Origin of the sequence: Changchengzhania lutea (genome assembly GCF_006974145.1) — a bacterium.
In the GTDB taxonomy this organism is placed as follows: domain Bacteria; phylum Bacteroidota; class Bacteroidia; order Flavobacteriales; family Flavobacteriaceae; genus Changchengzhania; species Changchengzhania lutea.
Genome location: NZ_CP039456.1, coordinates 1,211,463 through 1,237,943 on the forward strand (window position 1 = coordinate 1,211,463; position 26,481 = coordinate 1,237,943).

Here is a 26,481-nt window from a genome sequence, read left to right on the forward strand (position 1 = left end):
TTACTTTAGTCTTATGATATTAGTAACAGGAGGCACTGGCCTAGTGGGGGCTCATTTACTTTATAAATTGATTGGTAACGGTGAAAACGTAAGAGCTATTTTCAGAAATGATAAAAAATTAATTAATGTTAAAACTGTTTTTAACACCTATACTCAAGATGAAGACACCTTTTTCAATAGTATAGAGTGGTTTAAAGCCGATTTGCTTGATATCCCATCACTCACAGAGGCTTTTAAAGGTATTACACATGTGTACCACTGTGCGGCTTTTGTTTCCTTTGAGCCAGATAAATATCACATTTTACGAAAAACAAATATTGAAGGCACAGCTAATATTGTAAACCTATGTCTTGCTTTTAATGTTGAAAAATTATGCCACGTAAGCTCCATTGCCACCTTAGGCACACCAGCAAAAAATGAGACCATTACAGAAACAACACACTGGAATCCTGAATTAGAGAATAGTATATACGCCATTACGAAGTATGGTGCCGAAATGGAGATTTGGCGCGGTACACAGGAAGGTTTGGATGCTGTAATTGTAAACCCAGGTGTTATTATAGGTGCTGGCATATGGCGCTACGGTACGGGTGCTTTATTTAAAAGAGCACATCATGGTCTTTCCTATTACACCTCTGGAACAGTGGGTCTGGTTGCGGTTGAAGATGTTACAGCTATTATGATTCAACTCTTAAAAAGTGATATTAAAAATGAGCGTTTTGTTCTAGTGGCCAAGAATTGGACTTATAAAACCTTTTTGCAAACCCTAGCGACATCTGTTGGAAGTTCGCCTCCACAAAAATTAGCCTCGCCCTTTCTTTTAAATATCGCTTGGAAACTGGATTGGCTGACCTATAAATTGACAGGCAAACGCAGACAATTGACAAGGCATCTGGTAAAATCTTTACAATCTGAAACAACTTACAGTAGCAACAAAATTGAAACAGCTCTAAATTACAAGTTTAAACCTATTCATGAAACCATTATGTTTACTGGGGCTCAATTTCAGAAATCGGTTTAATTAATTCGCCCGCTTCAATCTGCTCTTCAAGTTTGAATTCTACAAGTGAATCTCGCTTAATGACTTTTTTGATAGAGTCATTTACAAATTTAACTCCTAAAGAATCCCTTAACTTTCTAAGCTTTAAGGAATCGTCCGTTTTATTCAATAATTTCAAGGAATCTTGGATCCTTTTTTCTGCCATTTCTTTCAAATCTGCATCTTTATAAAATGTATGCAGTACATCCAAACTATCTTTCACTCGTTCATAAATAGCTTCATAATCTTTAACATAATAAGCATAATAGTCGTTGCTTTTCGCAAATTGCAAACTATCGATTTGATGCTTTTCAAACACATACTCCATTAAATCAATCCCTTTTTGATCTATAACTCTTTTATTCACACCATTTATTGAACCTATTAATTTAATATCAATTAAAACAGCGACCATTTTAGACTTCGAAATTAAATCTTCGGGTTTCTTTGGCTCCTTAAATTGATAGCATGCTGTAGTTAGCAATGCAATCATTAAATATGTCGAAAATCGTTTTAAAATCATCTGTTAAAAGTTAATCTTTTGGCCGCTTTTGCATCGGTAAATTTAGAATTTTGATACACCAAACTACCATTTAAAAACGTATGCGTTATTCTAGATCTAAAGGTTGTGCCTTCAAAGGGTGACCAACCGCATTTATATAAAATATTATCCTTCGTTACGGTCCATGGATTATTCAAATCTACCAATACTAAATCTGCAAAATACCCTGGTTTAATAAATCCACGTTTCTCAATTTGAAATAAGATGGCGGGATTATGACACATTTTTTCAACTAGTTTTTCTAAAGAAATTTTATCCTTATGAAACATTTCCAACATGGCTGGTAAGGCATGCTGCACTAAGGGACCGCCCGATGGTGCTTTGGTATAAACGTTTTCTTTTTCCTCTATAGTATGTGGTGCGTGGTCTGTGGCAATAACGTCAATTCGATCATCCAAAAGCGCTTCCCACAATTTTGCGCGGTCTTTCTTTGTTTTAACAGCGGGGTTCCACTTAATTAACGTCCCTTTAGTATCATAATCTTCATTACTAAACCAAAGATGATGTACACATACCTCGGCTGTTATTTTCTTATCTTTTAAGGGTTTCTTATTATCGAATAGTGCCGTTTCTTTTCCTGTAGATAAATGAAACACATGTAATCTAGCACCCGTTTTCTTAGCCAGTTCAATAGCCTTGGACGACGAGATATAACAAGCCTCTTCACTTCTTATTATGGGGTGGCAGCTAATTGGGATATCCTCGCCATATTTTTCTAAATGTTCTTGAAAATTCTTTTTTATAGTCCCTTCATCTTCACAATGCACCGATATAACCAGATTTGTGCTTTTAAAAATAGTTTCTAAAACTTCAGGATCGTCCACCAACATATTTCCTGTTGAAGAGCCTAGAAACAATTTTAAACCCGCAACATCTTTAGGGTTCACTTTTAAAATTTCATCTAAATTATCGTTAGTGCCACCAAACATAAATGAATAATTCGCGAATGATGTTTGCGCTGCCACTTCAAATTTTTCCTCAAGTTTTTCAATAGTGGTTGTTTGAGGATTTGTATTTGGCATTTCTATAAAGGAGGTAATACCTCCGGCTATAGCGGCTTTAGATTCGCTTCCAATAGTTGCCTTATGTGTTAAACCAGGCTCCCTAAAATGCACTTGATCATCTATAACTCCAGGGAAAACATATTTCCCTTCAGCATCAAAAACCTGCACATCTGAAGATTTGGCACTTATAGAATCATTGATCTCTTTTATATAATCGCCTTCTATTAAAATATCCCCATTAAAAATGTGTCCTTCATTTACAATATTCACATTTTTAATTAACGTGGTTTTCAGCTTCATTCTATGTTATTTTTTAAATAAACTTTTTAATTTCATGGTAATTACACCAAATATAGCTTCAGAAATAATACCGGAACTTAATTTTGATACGCCTTTGGTTCTATCTGTAAAAATAACCGGAACCTCAACAATATTAAATTTTTTGATGTAGGCTTTAAATTTCATCTCTATTTGAAACGCATAACCAATAAATTTAATGGCATCTAAATTAATGGATTCCAAGACATGTCTTTTATAACATACAAAACCAGCCGTAGTATCATGAATTTTCATTCCTGTAATAATACGCACATATTTTGATGCCAGATAAGACATAAGTACTCTGCTCATAGGCCAATTTACCACATTGACCCCTTTTACATAACGAGACCCAATAGATACATCGGCGCCTCCATTTTGACAAGCATTATACAGGTAAATTAAATCTTTTGGATTATGTGAAAAATCGGCATCCATTTCAAAAATATACTTGTACTGACGCTTCAAACTCCATTTAAACCCATGAATATATGCCGTTCCCAAACCTAATTTTCCTTTTCTCAATTCTACAAACAATCTGCCAGGGAATTCCTGCTGGAGTTCTTGGACTTTAAGTGCTGTTAAATCTGGAGAATTGTCATCTACTACTAAAATATGTACAGCCTCTGATTGTGCAAACACAGCCTTAATTATAGCCTCTATATTTTCAATTTCATTATATGTAGGGATGATAACTACCGAATGATCCATGGTATTTCTTTAATGATAAAAGATAATTTTAGGCAAATGTACATTATTAAGGGTTTATTTATTTTAAATATTCCTTAATAATTGTACAACCTAATTAAATAATTATAATAATTTTGGGGCATGCTTCGAGACATCGTATCACATGACTTATTCACTGTAATTTTAATAGCGGGACTCTCTATTGTTACCTTAGCTAAAATGGTTGCGCCCAAACGATTTGACGAGTTTGTCTACGTAATTAGCAACTTCAAGTATCTTAAAATATACGCTAGGGAACAAAAGTTTTTTGACAAATTTGATGCGCTTCTTTTTATTAATTTAACACTCAATTTATCCGTTTTTTGCTTTATTATCATTCAGTTTACAGAAGGCATGAACGACCTTCCCATGAACTTCATGTTTAAATTTACATTTGGTGTTGGGGTGTTTATGCTTATTAAAGTGCTTATTGAAAGACTCATAGGTAGTGCATTCGAAATAGACACCATAATAGACCAATATCTATTTCAAAAAATAAGCTATAGAAATTTTCTAGGCTTAGTGTTGTTACCTATTAATGCACTATTTCTTTATAGTTTGAATGTATCCCTAAACCTCATTTATTTTTTTCTTATAATTTTACTTATCATCAATTTAATAGGGCTTTTAACCTCATTTAAAACCCATCAAAGTTTAATAAAAGCCAATTTTTTTTATTTTATTTTGTATCTTTGCGCTCTTGAAATTGCACCCTACATCATTTTGTATAAGGTGTTTATTACCTAATAACAGAACAACTACTTACTTGCGCCTATGAAAGTAAAAACAATTTTAGTATCTCAACCAGAACCTAAAATAGAAAATTCGCCTTACTTCGATTTACAAGAAAAACAAAAGGTTAAGATAGATTTTCGCCCGTTTATTCATGTTGAAGGAGTTTCGGCAAAAGATATTAGACAGCAGAAAGTCGACTTACACGATTATACTGCGATTATCTTAACAAGCAGAAATGCGATAGACCACTTTTTTAGAGTGGCCGAAGAAATGCGTTTTAAAGTGCCCGATACGATGAAATACTTTTGTCAGTCGGAAGCAGTAGCCTATTATTTACAAAAATATGTCGTGTATAGAAAGCGGAAAATTTATGTAGGGAAGCGTTCGTTTTCTGAATTGTCGCCACTTATTAAAAAATATAAAGACGAAAAATTTCTGTTACCAAACACAGACAAGGTGAAGCCCGAAGTGCCTAATACTTTGGATGCACTAGGTGTAAATTGGAAACAAGCCACATTTTATAAAACAGTTTGTAGCGATTTATCAGATCTAGCAAACGTTTCTTATGATGTGTTGGTGTTTTTTAGTCCGTCGGGAATAGAATCCTTACTACAAAATTTCCCGGATTTCGAACAAAACGAAACCCGATTGGCTATTTTTGGAAATACTACTATAAAGGCTGTTGAAGAAAAAGGACTGCGGGTCGATATTGCAGCGCCAACACCTGAAACACCATCAATGACTATGGCATTAGAGAAATATATAGCAAAAGCGAATAAGGGGAAATAATCCTTATTATAGATAACAAAAAAAGCTCGATTTCTAGAAATCGAGCTTTTTTGTTTTAGAACTTGTCTTTACGTTTTAGACTAAAACGCATAACGCTGCGGACCACCACGTCTGATTTCTTCATTACAGTGGGCTTCAAACTTTTTAAAATTTTCACGGAAGGCATTTGTTAATTTAAAAGCCGTTTTGTAATAAGCTTCATCATCGTTCCAGGTCGCTCTCGGACTTAAAACGCTAGTTGGGACGCCTGGACATTCTCTGGGCTGTGCCACACCAAAAACGGAATGGATGTGATATGTATCATAAGTATATAAACCGAGGTCACCATTTAAGGCCGCATTTATCATGGCACGTGTATATTTTAATTTCATTCTCGTTCCTACACCATAAGGACCACCTGTCCATCCTGTATTCACTAACCACACATTAGCCCCAGATTCAATCATTTTTTGACTTAACATTTCTGCATATTTCGCAGGGTGCAACGGCATAAAAGGCGCACCAAAGCAGGCTGAAAAGCTTGGTACTGGCTCCACGACACCAGCCTCAGTCCCCGCTACTTTAGCCGTATATCCTGATATAAAATGATAGGCCGCTTGACTTGGCGTGAGTTTTGAAATTGGAGGCATCACCCCAAAAGCATCAGCCGTTAAGAAAAATATATTTTTAGGATTCTTACCTATAGAGGGTTGTTGAATATTATCTATATGATAAATAGGGTAACTCACTCTGGTATTTTGGGTGATAGACGTATCTGCAAAATCTACATGACCACCATTATCTAAGATCACGTTCTCTAGAATGGCTCCAAACTTAATAGCATCATATATTTCAGGCTCATTTTCTCTTGCCAAATTAATCACTTTGGCATAACAGCCTCCTTCAAAATTAAACACCGTATTTTCTTTAGTCCAACCGTGCTCATCATCACCTATTAAACTTCGATTTGGATCTGTAGACAAGGTTGTTTTTCCTGTCCCAGACAGTCCGAAAAATATAGCGGTATCGCCAGCTGCACCAACATTGGCGCTACAGTGCATGGGTAGGGTATTCTTAAAAACTGGAAGTATAAAATTTAAAGCCGAAAAAATACCTTTTTTAATTTCACCTGTATACCCCGTTCCACCAATTAAAGCAATTTTTTTTGTAAAATTTAAAATCGCAAAATTATGTTGTCGTGTACCATCTTCGTCTGGAATGGCCATAAACCCAGGCGCATTAACAACCGTCCATTCTGGAGCGAAGTCTTTTAGCTCATCTTCCGTTGGGCGTAAAAACATGTTATAAGCAAACATGTTGCTCCAAGGGTATTCATTAATAACCCTGATATTGAGTTTATAATCATCTTCAGCGCAAGCATAGCAATCTCTAACAAAAAGTTCTTTTTTAGAAAGGTAATCTACAACCTTATTGTAAAGCGCATCAAACTGACTGGGCTCAAAAGGAATATTTACGTTACCCCACCAAATGTGTTCATCAGTAATAGTATCTTTAACAATAAAACGATCTTTTGGTGAACGGCCGGTAAACTCTCCAGTATTTACTGCAAGTGCTCCAGAAGAGGCTTCTGCACCTTGCCCTTTGCTAATTGTAATATCATGCAATTCCTTTGGGGATAATTGATAATTTACTTTGGCTTTTTTTATGCCATAAGCATCTAACGAAATCGTTTGCGTAACTTGGTTATAGGTTCCCATATTCTGCTATAAATTTATTTATTCGACAAAATTAAGACATTATTTTATGCTATCCGCTTTTAATGAGCGTTTTTGGACGTCATTTTTAGGAATTCAACAAATAAAACGAACCAAGCAGAAATTAACAAAAGTCCGCCTATCGGCGTTATAAATCCGATGCTTTTGAAATCAAAACTTGTTAATATGTTTGTGGCCAATCCATATATAGAACCAGAAAAAAACAGTATTCCAAAAATGGATAGGTAAAATATGATTCGTTTTGATTTTTCTTTTATCGTTGTCGAACTACCAATAAACAACAGAAATAGAGCCTGATACATTTGGTAACGTACGCCTGTTTCAAACGTTTGTAAGGATGTATTAGGTAGTAATTCTTTTAAGGCATGCGCTCCAAATGCGCCTAAAATAATACTGGTGATTCCAAATATGCCAGCAGTAACAAGTATTTTTTTGTTCATATTAAAATGAATTAATCGCAATATATGCTGCTTGTATTTATTAAATTCGTAACCACAAAATTAACTAACTAAACTCAGTATGCGAAATATTTTAGTCATTGGTTCAGGAAAATCAACCTCTTATCTTTTAAAGTATTTATTAGATAAATCCACTGATGAAAACTTATTTATAACCGTGGGTGATTTACTTATTGAAAATGCCAAAAAATTAATCAATACCCATCCAAATGCCAAAGCAATCACCTTAGACGTATTTAACGAGTCCTCTCGTGTTAATGCTATCAAGGAAGCAGATATCGTGATTTCAATGTTACCCGCCCGTTTTCATATTGAAGTGGCTAAAGATTGTATTGCCCATGGCAAACATATGGTCACAGCCTCTTATGTTAGTGAGGACATGCAGGCTTTAGATACAGCTGCGAAAGCTAAGGGCCTGATACTCATGAATGAAATTGGAGTTGATCCTGGCATAGACCATATGAGTGCCATGCAGGTATTGGACAACATTCGCGACCAAGGCGGAAAAATTATTTTATTCGAATCGTTTACCGGTGGATTGGTAGCCCCAGAAAGCGATAACAACCTTTGGAATTATAAATTCACATGGAACCCAAGAAACGTTGTTGTGGCAGGTCAAGGTGGGGCAGCCAAGTTTTTACAGGAAGGTACTTACAAATATATTCCGTATCACAGATTGTTCCGTCGTACCGAATTTTTAGATATCCAAGGATTTGGTAGATTTGAAGCCTATGCAAACCGGGATTCCTTGAAATATCAAAATGTTTACGGCTTAAACAATGTTGAAACCTTATATCGAGGTACCATGAGGCGTGTTGGTTTTAGTCGCGCTTGGAATATTTTTGTTATTCTAGGAATGACCGATGATAGCTATACCATAGACGACAGTGAAAACATGAGTTATCGGGATTTCGTAAATGCCTTTTTACCTTACAGCCCTACCGATTCTGTTGAACTTAAGTTAAGACATGCTTTAAAAATTGATCAGGACGATATCGTTTGGGATAAACTCGTAGAACTAGACATTTTTAATGCACACAAAATGGTGTCTCTAAAACAAGCCACCCCAGCTCAAATACTACAAAAAATATTAATGGACAAATGGACCTTGGCGAGTGATGACAAAGACATGATTGTCATGTACCATAAATTTGGCTACGAACTTCATGGCGAAAAACATCAAATAGATGCTAACATGGTTGTGGTTGGCAATGACCAAACCTATACAGCCATGGCAAAAACCGTAGGATTGCCGGTCGCTATTGCAACGCTTGCTATCCTTAATAAAAAAATAAAAAGCCCAGGGGTTCAAATACCCATAACCAAAGAAGTCTATACGCCCATTTTGGAAGAACTCAAAGATTTTGGCATTGTTTTCAATGAAACCGAAGTGCCGTATTTGGGTTACAACCCGTTAAATAATTGAACTTTGGGCGTTACCACAACACCGTTGTGGTCAGGCTTTCAGCACTCGCTTCCTGATTAAAAAATCAGGAGAGCTCAAACAGATGCTTCAATCCTTAACGCAGTTTAGTGTTTCAATTTAAAATCAAATACCTAAATTTACATATTGAAATTAAAGCAAACCACGCATGAAAGTTGTAAATCAAAATGTATACATAGACGGTATTGATAAAAAAATACTTCGCGCCCTCATGGGAGATGCCAGAACACCCATTTTGGAAATTGCCCGTAATGTAGGTATTTCGGGAGCTGCCATTCACCAGCGATTAAGAAAATTGGAGAAGTCTGGTTTAATTGCGGGATCTAAATTCGTTATCAATCCGAAAATTTTGGGCTATACAACCATGGCATTTATTGGTATCTATTTAGACAAAGCCATGAGCAATCCAGAAGCTGTAAAGCAATTGAAAAAAATACCCGAAGTTCTAGAATGTCACTATACTACAGGTAATTGGAGTGTGTTTATTAAAATTTTATGTAAGGATAATGAACATTTAATGCACTTGCTCAACAAAGAAATCCAATCTATTTCTGGAGTTTCAAGAACGGAAACCTTTATTTCATTAGACCAACAAATTGATAGGCAAATCACCATTTAATATTTTTCTTATATAACCTTTTTGCTATACTTGCATCTACTAAAGAACAGCTTTTAATGGCTTCAAATAAACAATTAACTAAACTTACTTCACACGCATGTACAAAACTTTTTTTGCCCTAATTGTAACCTTCCTTATATCTACTGCTATCTTTTCGCAAGAAAATACTGTAATTAAAGACGATATTGATAGTATTAAAAAAAATGAAATCAAACTTAATATGACCAACCTAATTGGATTCAAATGGTTTGATGTGGGTTATGAACGGATTTTAAATGAAGAATCGTCCATTGGTATTGGTACATTAGTGAGCATTGGTTCTGATAGCGATGACAATGATGGATTAGATGAATACAGAACCTTTTCATTAACTCCCTATTACAGACATTTCTTTTCGAGAAAATATGCCCAAGGATTTTTTGTTGAAGGTTTTGCCATGCTACATTCTGGCGAAAATGATTTAGATTACTATGATTCAGGTAATGGCAATTACACGTATAAAGGTGACAAATACACCGATTTGGCTATTGGTGTTTCGGCTGGGGCTAAATTTGTAACCAGACGCGGATTTATTGCCGAAATTTATTTAGGAATTGGTAGGGATATGCTGGATCAAAGCGATATGGAAGTTGTAGGTAGAGGTGGTTTTGCTTTGGGTTTTCGGTTTTAATACTTGGAAATAGAAGAGATTTCTAAAAAGCACGCTGTTGATGTCAGTTCTTCCCGATGTCTATAGGGAAAAAGCTTATAATTATAAGCTAGTAATGACCCTATAATTTTACTTTATTCATTTTTTGCTTGTCCAAAAAACGAACCAAAAAAAGACATCCAAGTCAAGGAATTTTTCAATTTTGAAAACTAAAAACCGATTTGAAAACTCCGCGTCGAACTGCGCTCTCCTGTTTTCGGAGCTTTTCTTCATCCATTCTTCGCCTTGGCCTTCAATTCTACGAATTGATTTGGGACATTACTTTTTATTATGTTTCTTTCATCAACAGCCAGCAGCCATTTCAACCCGCATGGCAAGGTTCTAATGGGTAATATAGGTTTATATGAAATTCCTTCTCGATAGCTTATCGGGATTTGCAGGAATGTTACATCTTCATCAACCAAGTGCGTACATCCACAGCTTGCTTAATAATTTTACGTAGATCTTCAATTTTAACACGTTCTTGTTCCATGGAATCCCTGTGACGAATCGTGACCGTGTTATTTTCCTTAGTATCATGATCTACAGTAATACAAAATGGTGTTCCATTAGCATCTTGTCTTCTGTAACGCCTTCCAACCGCATCTTTTTCGTCATAAATCACATTGAAATCCCATTTCAAATCCTCAATAATAGCTTTGGCAATCTCTGGTAAACCATCTTTTTTAACCAAAGGTAAAACTGCAGCTTTTACAGGAGCCAAAACAGCAGGTAATTTTAAAACGGTTCTTGTGGTCCCATTATCTAAAGCCTCTTCTACTAAAGCATTTGAGAATATTGCTAAGAACATACGATCAAGACCAATTGAAGTTTCTAAAACGTAAGGTGTATAACTTGTATTTTCTTCATGATCGAAATACTGAAGTTTTTTACCTGAAAACGCTTCGTGTTGTTTTAAATCGAAATCTGTACGCGAATGAATACCTTCTAATTCTTTAAATCCAAAAGGGAATTTAAATTCAATATCTGTAGCCGCATCTGCATAGTGTGCCAACTTTTCGTGGTCATGAAAACGGTAATTGTCCTCGCCCATTCCTAGAGATAAATGCCACTTCATTCGAGTTTCTTTCCAATGCTTAAACCATTCTGCCTGTGTTCCTGGTTTAATAAAAAATTGCATTTCCATTTGCTCAAATTCACGCATTCTAAAAATAAACTGTCTCGCTACAATTTCATTTCTAAAGGCTTTCCCAGTCTGTGCTATCCCGAAAGGTATTTTTAAGCGACTCGTTTTTTGAACATTTAAAAAATTGACAAAAATACCCTGTGCCGTTTCTGGACGCAGGTATAAATCCATCGCATTTTCGGCAGATGCCCCAAGCTTGGTCCCAAACATTAAGTTAAACTGCTTAACATCCGTCCAGTTTCTGCTTCCGGTTAATGGATCGGCAATTTCCAACTCTTCGATTAATGCTTTTACATCGGCCAGATCCTCGTTTTCCAACGATTTTCCCATCCGCGCAAGCGTACTTTTTATTTTTTCTTGATAACCAACTACGCGTCCGTTAGTCGATAAAAATTCTTCTTTATTAAAAGATTCACCAAAGCGCTTTGCTGCTTTAGCCACTTCTTTATCAATTTTGGCTTCAATTTTGGCGCAATAGTCTTCAATTAAAACATCAGCACGGTAGCGTTTTTTAGAGTCCTTATTATCAATTAAAGGATCGTTGAACGCATCCACATGCCCAGAAGCTTTCCAAGTGGTTGGGTGCATAAAAATGGCTGCATCAATTCCCACTATATTGTCGTGCATTTGCACCATGGCCTTCCACCAATAGTCACGGATATTTTTCTTTAATTCTGCCCCATTCTGTGCATAGTCATACACGGCACTAAGTCCATCGTAGATTTCACTACTCTGAAACACGTAACCATACTCTTTTGCGTGAGAGATTACTTTTTTAAATTGATCTTCGTTTGCCATGCTGCAAAAATAAAAAAGCGATTCGAACAAATGATATTGTTTAGGGAAAATTACATACTAATTACATTTATTTTATATTTATAGCATGAACTCGTTTAAACTTTTTGTTTTTAACCGAAAATGAGTTCAATATAACAGCTTGCATTACCAAATCATGTTAAAATCCATAACCAATTTATTCTTTCCCAAAGTATGTTATGCCTGCTCGAATTTATTAACCGATAATGAAGACACCATATGTGTAGATTGCAGATACGATTTACCCATTACCAACTTTCATTTTGATGATAATGATGCTGTATTGAAAGTATTGTATGGACGTGCCAAAGTAGAACGCGCTACAGCCCTATTTCGGTTTGAAAAAAAAGGGAACGTTCAGCAACTTATTCATGGACTTAAATATAAGGGCTATGAGCATATAGGGTATGTTTTAGGGAATTGGCTTGGAGGTGAATTGAGCTCTTTAGATACTTATAAATCCATTGATATCGTGATTCCTGTGCCACTACATAAAAATAAACTACGGAGAAGAGGTTACAATCAAGTGACTAAATTTGGTAAGCAAATTGCACACTGCTTAAATGCTCAATATGTGGATGATGTGTTGTTGAAAGTAACCCACACCAAGTCGCAAGTGACTAAAAAACGTTTTGCGCGTTGGACTGACACCAATGAATTATTCACCCTTCAAAATGCAGATAGTATTGCCGGCAAACACATTCTTTTAGTGGATGACCTTATTACTACTGGGGCGACCCTAGAAGCTTGTATTTCTGTATTAAATGAAGCAAAAAATCTTAAAGTTAGTGTCGCTGTTATGGCAATAGCCTAATCAGTTATCCGTTATATCTGTAAGCCCAAATTATGCAATAGAAACCAATTTTTAAGCATATTTTATGTTGTAATTGGTATGTAACATAAATTTGCGCTAAAATTATGTAGGTTTGTACAAATTTTATAATTGAGTAATGAATAAACTGTTTTCAAATGTCATCTTACTGATTTTCGTGAGCCTTGTTTTTATAAACTGTGCCAATCGCGGTACTCCAGATGGAGGCCCAAAAGATGAAACACCTCCTACAATTATAAAATCTGAACCCGAAAATTACTCAACGAATTTCAACAGTAAAACCATTAAAATATATTTTGATGAGTTTATCAAAATAAAAGATTTACAAAAGCAACTTATTATTTCTCCTCCAATGAAAACACAGCCTGAAGTCACCCCTTTAGGTAGCGCTAGTAAATACATAAATATCAAAATTTACGATACCCTTCAACCCAACACCACCTATGCCTTTAATTTTGGAAATAGCATTACCGATAACAACGAAGGCAATCCCTATCCGTTTTACAGATATGTGTTTTCTACTGGAGATTATATAGATTCGCTCACCGTTAAAGGCCAGATTGTAGATGCCTTAAAACGCAAACCTGCCACATTTGTTACCGTAGGGTTATATGAGGTAGATTCGACATTACAGGATTCTGTGGTGTATAAACAAGCTCCCAAATACATTACCAATACCCTAAGTGTAAGCACCTTTACTATTGAAAACATTAAGGCTGGAAAATATATGCTTGTCGCGATGAAGGATGAAAATAACGACAGTAAATTTCAGCAGAAAACAGATCAAATTGCATTTTACAAAGATTATATTGATGTCCCAACAGACTCGCTTTACACCCTAAAATTATTTTCTGAATATCCAGATTTTAAAGCCACAAGGCCCCGTTTGATATCTGGTGAAAAAATTGCATTTGGTTTTGAAGGCGATTACACCAATATGAAGATTCGACTAAATTCTGAAACTCCGGAAGATTTTAAATACCAAATCACCAAAGATGCCGAAGCAGATACACTTTATTATTGGTATAAACCACGATTAGAAGTAGACTCCTTATTATTTACCGTGACACATCCCACGATGGAAAAAGATTTTACAGTAAGAATAAGCGAGCAGAAAAGAGATTCTCTTACCCTTACCGCTGCGCCATCGGGCACCATAGATTTAAAAGATGCTTTTAAAATATCGGGAAACACACCATTTTCAACTTTTGATGCTTCGAAAATTAGCATTATGGATAAAGATTCGACCATGGTTGATTTCACGACTGATTTTGACACCCTTAATAATGCTTATGGATTAAACTTTGATAAGGTTGTAGAAAATAATTATAAAATACAAGTGTTACCAGAGGCCTTTATCGATTTTTTTGAGGACACAAACGACACTTTGAACTATGCTGTGAAAACAAAAAAATTATCCGATTATGGGAATGTACGGATCACATTAAGAAACACTGTATACCCTGTGATCGTACAATTGGTTGATAGCAAAGACGAGATAAAACTGGAACAATACGCCACAGAACCAAAGCCTATCGATTTTTTGAACGTGAGCCCCGGAAACTATTTTTTAAGAGTTGTTTTTGATTCTAACGGAAATAAAAAATACGATACGGGTAATTATTTGAAAAAGGAGCAACCCGAACGCGTAAGCTATTATCCAACAGAAATTGAACCCGTAAGAGCGGGCTGGGATAATACTGAAGAGTTTATATTAAATTAAACGCATCTCTATCGTCTAAAAACTTTAACTTATTTCGGTAGGCATTAATATGATGCTTTTCTAAGGTGACAATTTCAATCGCTTCCTTATTAGCTTCTATGTTTGTCATATTGTTACCTAATACATCATAAGCCGCAGAATGCCCTGAGTATTCGCTATTAACACCATCAACCCCAACACGATTAACACCTATACAATAACTCATATTCTCAATCGCACGCGCCTTTAATAGCGTATCCCAAGCTGAAACCCTTGGTTTAGGCCAGTTGGCTACATAAAATATAACATCATAATCTTCGGTAATTCTAGACCAGACTGGAAACCTTAAATCATAACATATTAAAGGTCTCAATTTCCAACCTTTATATTGAATAATAAGTTTTGCGGTGCCTGCTGTATAAGTTTCGTTTTCTCCAACCAAGGTAAAGGTGTGCCGTTTATCATAATAGAAAATCTGCCCTGAAGGTTCAACAAAAAGTAAGCGGTTGTAATAATTGTTATCTTCCGAAATAACGATGCTTCCCATAAGCGCGACATGCCTTTTGGCAGCCACCGTTTTCATCCAGTTTACTGTGGGGCCATTCATTGGTTCTGCCAGAGTCTTAGCATTCATGGTAAACCCAGATGTAAACATTTCCGGCAATACAATGATATCTAGAATTTCTGAAATACTTTCAATCTTTTCAGAAAACATGTTCCGATTCGCCTCTGGATTCTCCCAAATTAAATCTGACTGTATTAAAGCTATTTTAAGTTGATCCTCCATACTAAATAGTGTTTAAAATTTCCGCTGCTCTTTTGAGCGTGTCATCGGTTTTGGCGAAACAGAACCGAAGTACTTTACTGTTTGATGGTTTATTATAAAATACCGAAATGGGAATGGATGCTATTTTATTTTCCATAGTGAGCCGTTTTGCATAATCGACATCTGGTTCCTCAGTAATAGCTGAGTAATCCAATAATTGAAAATAGGTGCCTTTTGAGGGTTTAAATGTAAACCTAGAATCAGCAATCAAGCTTAGAAATAAATCGCGCTTTTCTTGATAAAAACCAGGCAACGCTTGATAATGTCTTGGCTCCTGCATATACCTCGCAACTGCCCTTTGGGTGGGATGATTCACAGAAAATACATTGAATTGATGGACTTTCCTAAACTCGTCCATGAGGTCTTTAGGTGCACAGCAATATCCCAATTTCCAACCTGTAATATGAAAGGTTTTACCAAATGAAGCCACCACAAAACTCCGCGATTTCAAATCTGGAAACAAACAAACGCTTTGATGTGTTTCTCCATCAAAAATAATATGCTCATAAACTTCATCACTCAATACAATAATATTGGTATTTTTGGTTAGCTCTTGTAATTGAAGCATATCCGCTTTCGAAAAAATAGTACCAATAGGATTTTGAGGCGTATTAATAATAACCATCTTAGTCCTGTGATTAATTTTCGATGTAACCTCCGTCCAGTCGATTTTAAAATGAGGTGATTCAAGAGCAATAGAGATTGTTTTTCCACCGTTTAACATAATCGCTGGTTCATAACAATCATAAGCAGGTCGAAAAACAATAACCTCATCATTAGGTTTAATAAATGCAGAAATGATACAGAAAATAGCCTGTGTGGCACCCGCGGTTATGGTAATTTCACTTTCTACATGGTATGACGTGTTATAGAGGCTTTCAAATTTTTCAGCAATGGCTTCGCGCAATTCTAAATGCCCAGGCATCGGTGCATATTGATTGTAACCCGACTGCATCGCTTGTGTTGTCAACGCAATCAGCTCTTGATCCATTTCAAAGTCTGGAAAGCCTTGTGACAGATTGATGGCCTTATGCCTTTTAGTCATGTTGCCCATGATGGTGAAAATGGTCGTTCCTACCTTTGGAAGTTTGGAAATATGCTGCATGCCTTAAATATACTTACTTCTTAATTCATTTCTAAAAAAAGAGACTAGAAATAAAGTCATTTTTTATACCAATTATAATTGGTATCATTTAATAATTGCATTATAGAATTCGTTTAAACTTTTTCAATTAAAATGCTATACAGACCTAAACTATATCCATCTTCTTCAACAAAAAAGACGCATTCATATTCTTGCAGACCCCTTGTTTTAGGGTATAATCAAAATGAAGTTCATCGTTTATAATTTCAGCATCAAAATAATAGTTCTTCACATCATCAAGCTCGCGTTCAATCTCACATAAACTTAAATCATGGGTAGCAATGATTCCCGTGGCATTTGAAGCTACTAATTTTTCAACGAACTTTCTGGAACCGATGGCTTTATCGGTACTGTTGGTTCCTTTTAAGATTTCATCCAGAATAATAAAATAGGGTTCTTTTTGAATGGCATCTACAATATATTTAAGTCGTGTTAATTCTGAAAAGAAATACGAACTCTCATCGGTCAACGAATCAGAGGTGCGCATGCTGGTAATCAATTTTACAGGCGAATAGTCGCTGGATTGCGCACAGACTGGTAAGCCAACATTTGCCATAACAATATGCAAAGACACCGTTCTTAAAAAGGTGCTTTTCCCAGCCATATTAGCACCCGTAACAATAAAAAATTGTTCGTTTTCAATAGTCAGATCACTCGCAACACGTTTTGTTACATTTAATAAAGGATGCCCTAATTTTTTAGCTTTAACAACTGTGCTATTTGTTACGAGTTTAGGATATATAAATTCTGGATGATTGTAGGCGTAATTTCCAAATGAATTATAAGCATCAAAAAAAGAAACCACCTCAAACCAATCGGCTACTTTTGTAGCATATTCGGTAATCCACTGCTCCACTTTATAACTGTTTTTAATATCTGAAAGCATAAAGCCATTTCCAAAAATCGCAGAAATCAGGTTGTTTCTATTGTCTAAAGCATCCAATGATTTTGAGAACGATTTAAAAATACCTGAAGCTTTTTTGTGTTCCGATTGAATTTGCTGCTGCTTTTGTTGAAGCAAGCGCGACGTGAAATTTTCATTTTCAATTAAATGAAGCAGCAAGGCATATTGACGAAATGTATCTTTAACCCTATCTGTATTCGCCGCTAAAATATTTATTTTCTTAAGATAATACCCAGATATCGCTAAGCCAAAAAGTAGCCAATACCCAATAAAGGCGATATCCATAATATTAAATACCACGAGAGCGATTAAGATGACCGATAAACCCGTAAAAGCCCATGGTAACCATCGTGCCATTTTAGGAGAAAAAAGGGTGTACTCTTGTAACCAATTAATAATTTGGACGGCTGGAGTTTCAACCTGAACCAAACTAGAGGTGGCCGAATAAAACTGACGCCATTGTGGTTTAGTACTTAATTCCTTGATAGCATCTTGTCGTAACCCGATATCGGTAATGGCATTTGCTTTTAAAGCATCTGCAAGTTCTTGGGTGCCTTCTTTAATCGTTGTTCTGTTTATAAATTGAAAGAACGATCCACGTCCGAATAAATCGATATCCAAACTATAAAAATGTTGGGGATCTTGAAATTGCAGACCTTCGTTTCTGTTATGAAAATCCCCTGAAGCAATGTTAATTTCGTCTTCGTTAATTTTTACCAATGCCAGTTTAAGTTGTCGCTGCGCTTTTATATCTGTATATTTTGACAACAAATAAATAAATACACTAATCCCAAAAATAGCTACGGCAATAGCGAATTGCCAGTTTTTGAAAAGCATATAAATACTGAGGCCAGCACCAACAAAAACCAGCAACCTGAGCGTGCTTAACACAGTCATTTTTTTATACAGTTTTTGAGCCTCTTGCTTGTATGCTTCTTTATGTTTCTTATAATACGATAATGGGGTATTCATAATTGGTTTTAATTGAAAAAGTAAAGAAACAAAAAAGCCCTGAAATCAATCAAGGCTTTAAAAAATTTTATAAAACGATTAATCTCTCGACATAAAAATACTTAGTACATACCAGAACAGCAGCATCAATGAAGCAAATAACCCTAATGCTGCTGGAATATATTGATCACTGGAATATTTATTGACCAAATTAGAGGTTTGGTACAAAATAGCTCCGGCGGCTAGAATGCACATGCCTACTGAAAACCAGAGTCCTAAATTGAATCCGAACAGCGTTCCCGCTATAATAAGTCCGATAGCTATAAAAAAGCCTACAGTTAAACCCGCTCTTAAAAACGAAAAGTCTTTTTTGGTTACGAATACGATGGCCGATAAACCCGTAAATAAGGCCAAGGTTACTATGGCTGCCTGATTTAAAATTTCTGACCCAGACTCCATGTAGAAAGCAGCTATGTAAATAAGTGGTATAAAAATAAAAGCTTCAGCCAGAATATAAAGACCGAATGCTAAGTACTGTGTATTTTTATCGGGTGTTTTCAAGGTCATTTTCTCTGCATAGTTGGTAATAAACATAAAACCACCAAGCATAATTAACCACCGGTAACCTTGGGTCATAGACATAGCAAATTCTACGATAGTTTCACTTTGAAGCAATAGATATTCAAAAATGACAAATACCAAAACGCCAACCGCTACATGGCTATAGGTTTTTTTGTAAAAGGCCACTCTATCGGTTTCAGACAATTCGCTGACCATTAATTTATTTTCCATTGTGTTTTCCATAAGATATAGGTTTAGACTTAGTTTGGTTCAAGGTGACAATATAATAAAAAAAAGAAACCGAATTCTTACATTTAAGTAAAAATTCGGTAAATTACTTGTTCTTTATAGATTTTAATCTCTACTACCAAATACTTGTAGTGCCCAATATAAAAGGGATGCCAAAGCACCAATGGCCGCTACTAAATAGGTTCTTGCCGCCCACTTAAGGGCGTCTTCAGCTCCAGCATATTCTTCTTGAGACAACATATTTTTATTTTTTAACCATGCCAAGGCTCTGTTGCTCGCATCGTACTCCACCGGTAATGTAATAAAACTAAAAAGTGTCGCAGCTCCCATAAAAATTAAACCAAGTACCGCAATCCAGTAGCCCATACCCATGCCAGCCGCTGCGCCCAAAACAAGTCCGCCAATAACCAGCCATTGAGACATTTTAGAGGTCACACTTACCACAGGGACTAAAGCGGATCGCATTTTTAAGGCACTATATGCTCTAGCATGTTGCACGGCGTGACCACACTCGTGTGCCGCAACTGCTGCTGATGCTGCATTGCGTTGATTATATACAGGTTCGCTTAAGTTAACCGTCTTGTTTTTTGGGTTGTAATGATCTGTTAACTTGCCTGGTGTCGAAATAACTTGCACATCGTGAATGCCATTGTCAGACAGCATTTTTTCAGCTATCTCTGCACCACTCATTCCGTTACGCAAGTGTACTTTGGAATATTTGGCAAACTTTCGTTTTAATTGGTTGCTTACCAACCAACTCACCAGAGCAATCGCTCCTATTAATATATAATATCCTATCATGCCATTCATAATCTTAAATTTGAATTATAAAGATAGCAAAAAGTAAGCCATTTTATTTAGCTGGAAAATTTGTCAGTTAGCCATTAAAAAATATTTAGAGAACCCTATCAAAAGCTTCGGTTATTTCTTTATAGACAATGTCGCCATTTACAATATTTAACCCTTTTTCAAGCGATGGGAGGTTTTTACAAGCTTTCTCCCAACCTTGATTAGCCAGTTTAATAACGTAAGGTAAGGTCACATTGGTCAAGGCCACCGTAGAGGTGTAAGGTACTGCCCCTGGCATATTGGCCACACAATAATGCACCACGTCATCAATAATATAGGTAGGATCTTCATGCGTTGTTGGTTTTGTAGTTTCAAAACAACCCCCTTGGTCTACGGCTACATCCACAATGACGGTACCCGGGCGCATATCCTTTAACATGTCCCTTGTTATAAGTTTAGGGGCCTTTGCGCCTTTTATTAACACCCCACCAATTATAAGATCGCATTCCTTAATACGTTTTCTAATGTTGTATTCGCTTGAGAACTCAGTCACCACATGGTTTGGCATCACATCATTTACATAGCGGAGTTGTTTCATATTAATATCCATAATAGTGACGTGTGCCCCTAATCCCGCTGCCATTTTTGCGGCCTGTATGCCCACAATTCCAGCGCCCAAAACTAGAACTTTTCCAGGAGGAACACCCGGTACGCCGCCCAATAAGACGCCACGACCTTTTATGGGTTTTTCTAGATACTTGGCCCCTTGCTGAATAGACATCCTGCCTGCTACCTCGGACATTGGAATTAAAAGTGGCAAAGACCCATCGGGATCTTCAACCGTTTCGTAAGCGATACAAATGGCCTTACTATCGATCATGGCATCAGTAAGCACTTCGTTTGAGGCAAAATGAAAATAGGTAAACAGGACTTGGTTGGGCTTAATGAGTGCATACTCCTTTTCAATTGGCTCTTTCACTTTAACAATCATGTCACTTGATGCGTAGACCTCTTCTATAGTGCTGAGAATAGTGGCACCGGCATCTTCATAATCCTTATTAAAAAAGCCACTTCCAAAACCGGCACTATCTTGAACGTAAACAACGTGCTTATTTTTCGTTAATTCAAAAACTCCAGCTGGGGTCATTCCAACACGGTTTTCATTATTTTTTATTTCAACGGGTACACCAATTTCCATAAGTTATGCTGTTTTTTTTTGTTTAAAAATACGATGAAAATTGAGTATATCTCGATAAAAAAAACGTGGGGAAGCCGTTTTAAGGATTTGATAATATGGGGGCGATTTTATAAGAAGTCTTAAATTTGACATCTAATTAAAGGGTGAAAATTATCTATTTCCCTAACTTGTTTTGATATTTAATTTTTAAAAACATTAAGAGAAAGGAAGACACCAAGGTAATGGCATTGGCAAAAATCATGGAAGGACTATTTTTTAGAAACCCATAAATAAGCCAGGACACAATACCGATAAAAAAAAGAATGAGCATGGGCAGTGATAAACTCGATACATCCTTGGTTTTCCATGTTTGATATACCTGAGGAAGAAAGGCTGCAGTTGTTAAAAAAGCAGCTACAAAACCAATAATTTCAATGTTATTACTCATAATTTTAAAAGTGGGTTCTTGTAGATGTATGACTAGTCATTTCGAACAAAGAGAGAAATCTTATAATTTGTAAAGCATTACATTATCTTTTTAATGAGATGTCTCACTCGTATCTCATTTCGACATGATAGAAACGATAAACAGGTTCCCACATCGTGCTTCCTCGGAATGACCTTAGCCTACAATATTCACAATTTTACCCGGAACCACAATCACCTTTTTAGGGGTTCTCCCTTGCAATTGTTCTTTGGTCTTGTCATGCGCCATTACAGCAGCCTCAACATCGTCCTTACTCATATCCAATGGCAATTCCATGGTGAAACGCATTTTACCATTGAATGAAATCGGGTAGTTTTTACTACTTTCTACTAAATGACTGGCATCAAATTCTGGAAACGGGGCGGTTGAAATAGATTCCTCATGCCCTAACTGGTTCCATAATTCCTCAGCGATATGCGGGGCGTATGGCGACAACACAATCAGCAAGGGTTCTAAAATATCCTTGCTTGTACATTTTTGAGCGGTTAATTCATTAACAGCAATCATAAAAGTAGACACCGATGTATTAAACGAAAAGTTCTCAATATCTTCCTGTACCTTTTTAATGGTTTTATGAAGTGTTTTAAGAGCCTCCCCTAACCCCTCCGAAGGAGGGGAACCTGTTACGTGAAATGCTCCGTTTTCGCCTTGGTGGTATAGTTTCCATAATTTTTTAAGGAAGTTATGCACGCCTGTAATACCCGCCGTATTCCAAGGCTTGTATTGTTCTAATGGACCGAGGAACATTTCGTATAAACGTAAACTGTCTGCGCCGTAATCTGAAACAATGTCATCTGGGTTAACGACGTTTAACTTAGATTTTGACATCTTTTCAACATCTCTACCAACTTTATAGACGTCATTATCGCTTTCAATAATTTCCCCTTGCTCTCCTATGAAAATAGCTTCCTTATAATCTTTCCCAAACTCACTATCTGCTTTTAAGGCTTCAATGTCTAATTCATCTGAGGAATTAACATATTGAACTTTCACATGAATTGGATTTATCCCAATACTCAATTGCTCATACGATTGTTCCTCTCCTTTATTTTGATGAATCTCTTTTAATCTTGTCTTTATTAATTTAATATCAAAATTTTCTCCTGCCCCAATACTATTCGAAACATATACGGTAATTCCCATTGTACCTAAAACACGATAAACATAAGCACTAGTCCCCAAAATCATCCCTTGGTTAATTAGCTTTTTAGCAAACTCATCTACAGGTACTTCACCTCTATCAAACAAAAACTTTTGCCAAAATCGCGCATACAATAAATGTCCTGTGGCATGCTCGCTACCGCCTATGTATAAATCGACGTCTTTCCAATAGTTAAGCGCTTCTTTACTTGCGTATGCTTCGGTATTGTGGGCGTCCATATAGCGGTTAAAATACCACGAACTTCCTGCCCAACCTGGCATAGTGTTCAATTCTAAAGTCCCACCTAGCCTCCCCGAAGGGGAGGAATTCTCAAACTCCTCTTTAGATACAATGTCTGCTGTATCTCCATATTGCAACCAATACCATTTTTTGGCATTACCTAGCGGGGGCTCGCCCGTTTCGGTTGGTAAATATTTTTCTACTTCTGGTAATTTTATGGGTAAGTGTTCTGCATCAATCATCTGTGGCATCCCATTTATGTAATATACAGGAAAGGGTTCGCCCCAATAGCGTTGGCGCGAAAAGACCGCATCCCGCAAACGGTAATTGGTTTTTCCTTCTCCCTGACCCATTTTTTCTAACTCGTAAATAGCACGTTTGGTCGCTTTTTTATAGGTCATGCCGTTTAGAAAATCGCTATTCGCAATAATGGTTTTTCCCTTATCTGAAAAGGCTTCTTCAGAAATATCGACCCCTTCAAAAATATTCGGAATCGGAATATTAAAATGTTTGGCAAACGCATAATCTCTTTCATCGCCGCATGGTACAGACATCACTGCGCCTGTGCCGTAGCCTGCCAATACATAATCGCCAATCCAAATTGGAATAGGTTCTTTTGTAAACGGATGTTCTACATAGGCCCCTGTAAACACACCTGAAATGGTTTTAACATCTGCCATTCTATCGCGTTCGCTGCGTTTTGCGGTGGCTTCAATATACGTTTCAACCTCAGCTTTTTGGTCGGGAGTGGTTATTTGAGAAATGAGCTCGTGTTCTGGAGCAAGCGTCATGAAGGACACTCCGAAAATGGTGTCTGGGCGGGTTGTAAATACTTCAATCCCCCTAGCCCCCGAAGGGGGAATTTGCTCACTCATGTGTGAATCACTTTTAACTGATTCTCTTTGAGATAATTCTTTAATTATTTTTTCTAAAACACTATCTATATCTACTAAGGCTTCTTCATTTTTAAACCGTATAACTTTGTAGCCATCATTTTCAAGAATCTCTGTTCTTTTGGTATCTTCTTCAACTTGAGATTCGTGAATTTTCCCATCAACTTCAATAATTAATCGTTTTCTTAAACACACAAAATCGACAATATAATCACCTACTAAATGCTGTTGTCTAAACTTAGCATTCAATTTTTTATTTCTAAGTTGTTCCCACAATGCAGCTTCTGCCTGAGTAGGATTAGCGCGCATATCTTTAGCTCTTTCAATCAGCAAATGCGAATTATTACCACCGGTCATATATCCAGCCCGATTATCAGAGCCTGATTTCGCTTCCCCGTTGGGGAAGGATAGGATGGGGAAAGTCACACTCGCACCAACAGATTTACCAATCCAGTTTCGCTGGCTCTCCTTTAAAGCATCGGTCCAATCTATGGTATCCAAGCCTTGCAGTAAACGTTCTGCATAGGCAGAAATGCGCATGCTCCACTGCGTCATTTTTTTACGAATTACGGGATGACCACCACGTTCGGAAAGGCCATTTACTATTTCATCATTCGCTAAAACGGTTCCTAATGCTGGGCACCAGTTTACTTCGGTTTCTGCTAAATAGGTTAATCGGTATTGCAGTAATATTTCTTGTTGTTTTTCAGATGAAAATGAATTCCAATCATCTGCTGAAAATGCATTAATATTATCATCACAAACGGCATTCACTTTCCCATTACCTGCTTTTTCAAAAACATAAATTAAGGTTTCAATGTCTTCAGCTTTGTCAGAATCTTTATTATACCAAGAATTGAATAATTGAATAAAAATCCACTGCGTCCATTTATAGTAACTCGGGTCTGAAGTACGCACTTCACGAGACCAATCGAATGAAAAACCAATTTGGTCTAATTGACGGCGATAGGTTTTAATATTTTCGACAGTTGTAATGGCAGGATGTTGCCCAGTTTGAATCGCATACTGTTCTGCTGGCAGACCAAAACTATCATAGCCTTGTGGATGCAATACGTTAAACCCTTTATGGCGTTTGTAACGTGCATAAATATCTGAAGCAATATAGCCTAAAGGATGGCCAACGTGTAAGCCTGCACCGCTAGGATAAGGGAACATATCCAACACATAATATTTTGGCTTTTCACTCCCATTAACAGCTTTGAAGGTCTGGTTTTCTGCCCAATACTTTTGCCAGTCTTTTTCTATTCTCCCGAAATCGTATTTCATCTTTTAAGTACACATAATTAACGTCATTTCGATAGCGTTCTGCTCCATTAGCTATCGAGAGCTATAAGGACGACTGTGGCAATCTTTTGATTTGATCTTTAAAACAAACAGATTCTCACGCTTATCTCGGAATGACGAATTTCAAATGGCAAATTTACGCTTAAAATAGAAAACGGTAAAGGGATTGGTTTGTTTTAATGAATGCTATTCAACTTTTAAACAGAATTTGTAAAATAATAGATTTACTTTTGGCATCATTCTTTAATTTAGACCGCTAACCAGTGACGAAAAACGTTTATAAAGCGCACTTTGCGCTACTTGCAGCTAACCTGATCTATGGCGCCAATTATATTATTGCTAAGGGGATTATGCCAGATAAAATTCGCCCTTCCGCTTTTGTCTTTATTCGTTTGGCCTGCTGTACGCTATTGTTTTGGATTCTTAAAACGCTGTTTATAAAAGAAAAAGTAGAGCGAAAGGATTTATTAAGGTTGGCGCTCTGCGGTTTGCTTGGTGCAGCTGCAAACCAATTGTTATTCTTTCATGGCATTAACCTCACATCGCCCGTGGATGCTTCTATTATTATGACGGTGACGCCTGTATTAGTACTTATATTCAGTGTCTTTATTTTATACGAGCGCATCACAAAAAATAAACTTATAGGCATTACCGTTGGTGGTATTGGTGCGATTATATTAATCGTTTACGGTGGAAATGCAGCTGGCACAAGTTCTGTTCTAGGTAATGTTTTAGTGTTTTTAAATGCTACAAGTTACGGCTTATATCTAGTAGTGGTCAAAACCTTAATGAAAAAATATAACGCTATGACCATTGTGAGTTGGGTGTTTTTATTTGGATTTATTTTTATGCTGCCTTTTGGATTACCCGATATCCTAGCCACAGATTTTTCAGCTTTTGACACTGATACGTATTTAGTCATTGGTTACGTGGTTTTATTTACAACGTTTTTCGCATATCTATTTAATGTTTATGCGCTAAATTATGTATCGCCCTCAGTATCCAGTAGCTATATTTATTTACAACCAGCCATCAGTTTTATTATGGTAAGCATCTATGCCTATGTTTTAATGAAAGACGAATATGCCCAGGACATTAATTTAATTAAAATACTAAGTTGTCTGCTCGTGATCGTTGGCGTGTATATTATTAGTAAACCACCCAAAGATTCCAGCAAGTTGAAAGCTAAAAAACAACATTATTAAAATGTTTGAGTT

The 26,481-nt window shown here is 36.5% G+C and carries 23 protein-coding genes; 9 read left to right on the forward strand and 14 right to left on the reverse strand.

Features of this window, described 5'->3' with window-relative positions; translation table 11 throughout:
- Positions 1-13: 13 nt before the first annotated feature.
- Complete coding sequence (locus FAF07_RS05735; RefSeq protein ID WP_142784203.1) at positions 14-1,021, forward strand: NAD-dependent epimerase/dehydratase family protein; 1,008 nt, start codon at positions 14-16, stop codon at positions 1,019-1,021.
- Here FAF07_RS05735 and FAF07_RS05740 read toward each other — a convergent pair.
- From FAF07_RS05740 to FAF07_RS05750, 3 genes are read right to left on the reverse strand one after another with little or no spacing between them, the layout of a single operon-like run.
- On the reverse strand, positions 990-1,562 hold the full coding sequence (locus FAF07_RS05740; protein ID WP_142784204.1) for a DUF4296 domain-containing protein: 573 nt from the start codon (positions 1,560-1,562) through the stop codon (positions 990-992). The genes FAF07_RS05735 and FAF07_RS05740 overlap by 32 nt on opposite strands.
- Entirely contained in the window at positions 1,559-2,905 is a 1,347-nt protein-coding gene (locus FAF07_RS05745) for a dihydroorotase (protein WP_185956527.1), read from the reverse strand. The genes FAF07_RS05740 and FAF07_RS05745 overlap by 4 nt, the downstream gene beginning before the upstream one ends.
- A gap of 6 nt (positions 2,906-2,911) precedes the next feature.
- Complete coding sequence (locus FAF07_RS05750) at positions 2,912-3,634, reverse strand: polyprenol monophosphomannose synthase (protein ID WP_142784205.1); 723 nt, start codon at positions 3,632-3,634, stop codon at positions 2,912-2,914.
- 120 nt (positions 3,635-3,754) lie between these two features.
- On the opposite strand from FAF07_RS05750, the gene FAF07_RS05755 reads away from it, so the two are divergent.
- Both FAF07_RS05755 and FAF07_RS05760 read left to right on the forward strand, forming a co-directional pair.
- A complete protein-coding gene (locus tag FAF07_RS05755) occupies positions 3,755-4,399 on the forward strand; it encodes a DUF4271 domain-containing protein (RefSeq protein WP_142784206.1) in 645 nt (214 codons plus the stop codon).
- 27 nt (positions 4,400-4,426) lie between these two features.
- On the forward strand, positions 4,427-5,176 hold the full coding sequence (locus FAF07_RS05760) for a uroporphyrinogen-III synthase (protein WP_142784207.1): 750 nt from the start codon (positions 4,427-4,429) through the stop codon (positions 5,174-5,176).
- An 80-nt stretch (positions 5,177-5,256) separates the two neighbouring features.
- Here the strand turns inward: FAF07_RS05760 and pckA are convergent, their stop codons facing one another.
- Positions 5,257-6,873 (reverse strand): phosphoenolpyruvate carboxykinase (ATP), encoded by a 1,617-nt coding sequence (gene pckA, locus FAF07_RS05765; protein ID WP_142784208.1) that lies wholly within the window; start codon positions 6,871-6,873, stop codon positions 5,257-5,259.
- A gap of 59 nt (positions 6,874-6,932) precedes the next feature.
- Positions 6,933-7,331 (reverse strand): DUF423 domain-containing protein, encoded by a 399-nt coding sequence (locus FAF07_RS05770; RefSeq protein WP_142784209.1) that lies wholly within the window; start codon positions 7,329-7,331, stop codon positions 6,933-6,935.
- 79 nt (positions 7,332-7,410) lie between these two features.
- Here FAF07_RS05770 and FAF07_RS05775 point away from each other — a divergent pair, with 79 nt between their 5' ends.
- The 3 genes from FAF07_RS05775 (at position 7,411) to FAF07_RS05785 (ending at position 10,082) form a co-directional block, all read left to right on the forward strand.
- Positions 7,411-8,775: a saccharopine dehydrogenase family protein gene (locus tag FAF07_RS05775; RefSeq protein ID WP_142784210.1), complete on the forward strand. Its 1,365-nt coding sequence runs from the start codon at positions 7,411-7,413 to the stop codon at positions 8,773-8,775.
- A gap of 166 nt (positions 8,776-8,941) precedes the next feature.
- Complete coding sequence (locus FAF07_RS05780; protein ID WP_142784211.1) at positions 8,942-9,412, forward strand: Lrp/AsnC ligand binding domain-containing protein; 471 nt, start codon at positions 8,942-8,944, stop codon at positions 9,410-9,412.
- Positions 9,413-9,509: 97 nt separating this feature from the next.
- The gene (locus tag FAF07_RS05785; protein WP_246067781.1) at positions 9,510-10,082 is read left to right on the forward strand and encodes a DUF3575 domain-containing protein; all 573 of its coding nucleotides are present in this window, start codon (positions 9,510-9,512) and stop codon (positions 10,080-10,082) included.
- A gap of 424 nt (positions 10,083-10,506) precedes the next feature.
- On the opposite strand, the gene FAF07_RS05790 is transcribed toward FAF07_RS05785, so the two are convergent.
- Positions 10,507-12,045 (reverse strand): glycine--tRNA ligase, encoded by a 1,539-nt coding sequence (locus FAF07_RS05790; RefSeq protein ID WP_142784212.1) that lies wholly within the window; start codon positions 12,043-12,045, stop codon positions 10,507-10,509.
- Between the two features lie 154 nt (positions 12,046-12,199).
- On the opposite strand from FAF07_RS05790, the gene FAF07_RS05795 reads away from it, so the two are divergent.
- The gene (locus FAF07_RS05795; RefSeq protein ID WP_142784213.1) at positions 12,200-12,877 is read left to right on the forward strand and encodes a ComF family protein; all 678 of its coding nucleotides are present in this window, start codon (positions 12,200-12,202) and stop codon (positions 12,875-12,877) included.
- 136 nt (positions 12,878-13,013) lie between these two features.
- Positions 13,014-14,618: an Ig-like domain-containing domain gene (locus FAF07_RS05800; protein WP_142784214.1), complete on the forward strand. Its 1,605-nt coding sequence runs from the start codon at positions 13,014-13,016 to the stop codon at positions 14,616-14,618.
- Here FAF07_RS05800 and FAF07_RS05805 read toward each other — a convergent pair.
- The 8 genes from FAF07_RS05805 to FAF07_RS05840 all read right to left on the reverse strand — a co-directional run bounded on the left by FAF07_RS05805 (position 14,605) and on the right by FAF07_RS05840 (position 25,246).
- Positions 14,605-15,384: an amidohydrolase gene (locus tag FAF07_RS05805; protein WP_142784215.1), complete on the reverse strand. Its 780-nt coding sequence runs from the start codon at positions 15,382-15,384 to the stop codon at positions 14,605-14,607. The two genes, FAF07_RS05800 and FAF07_RS05805, sit on opposite strands and share 14 nt — an antisense overlap.
- 1 nt (position 15,385) lies before the next feature.
- Positions 15,386-16,528 (reverse strand): methionine aminotransferase, encoded by a 1,143-nt coding sequence (locus FAF07_RS05810; RefSeq protein WP_142784216.1) that lies wholly within the window; start codon positions 16,526-16,528, stop codon positions 15,386-15,388.
- A 145-nt stretch (positions 16,529-16,673) separates the two neighbouring features.
- The gene (locus FAF07_RS05815) at positions 16,674-18,443 is read right to left on the reverse strand and encodes a MutS-related protein (RefSeq protein ID WP_142784217.1); all 1,770 of its coding nucleotides are present in this window, start codon (positions 18,441-18,443) and stop codon (positions 16,674-16,676) included.
- 78 nt (positions 18,444-18,521) lie between these two features.
- Positions 18,522-19,226: a Bax inhibitor-1/YccA family protein gene (locus FAF07_RS05820; RefSeq protein WP_142784218.1), complete on the reverse strand. Its 705-nt coding sequence runs from the start codon at positions 19,224-19,226 to the stop codon at positions 18,522-18,524.
- Positions 19,227-19,337: 111 nt separating this feature from the next.
- The gene (locus tag FAF07_RS05825; protein ID WP_142786544.1) at positions 19,338-20,033 is read right to left on the reverse strand and encodes a zinc metallopeptidase; all 696 of its coding nucleotides are present in this window, start codon (positions 20,031-20,033) and stop codon (positions 19,338-19,340) included.
- A 94-nt stretch (positions 20,034-20,127) separates the two neighbouring features.
- Positions 20,128-21,219, reverse strand: coding sequence for an alanine dehydrogenase (gene ald, locus FAF07_RS05830; protein ID WP_142784219.1), 1,092 nt, complete (start codon positions 21,217-21,219; stop codon positions 20,128-20,130).
- Between the two features lie 154 nt (positions 21,220-21,373).
- Positions 21,374-21,646, reverse strand: coding sequence for a SemiSWEET family sugar transporter (locus tag FAF07_RS05835; protein ID WP_142784220.1), 273 nt, complete (start codon positions 21,644-21,646; stop codon positions 21,374-21,376).
- A gap of 174 nt (positions 21,647-21,820) precedes the next feature.
- Positions 21,821-25,246, reverse strand: coding sequence for a leucine--tRNA ligase (locus FAF07_RS05840; RefSeq protein ID WP_142784221.1), 3,426 nt, complete (start codon positions 25,244-25,246; stop codon positions 21,821-21,823).
- 281 nt (positions 25,247-25,527) lie between these two features.
- Here FAF07_RS05840 and FAF07_RS05845 point away from each other — a divergent pair, with 281 nt between their 5' ends.
- Entirely contained in the window at positions 25,528-26,469 is a 942-nt protein-coding gene (locus FAF07_RS05845; protein ID WP_142784222.1) for a DMT family transporter, read from the forward strand.
- Positions 26,470-26,481 lie beyond the last annotated feature (12 nt).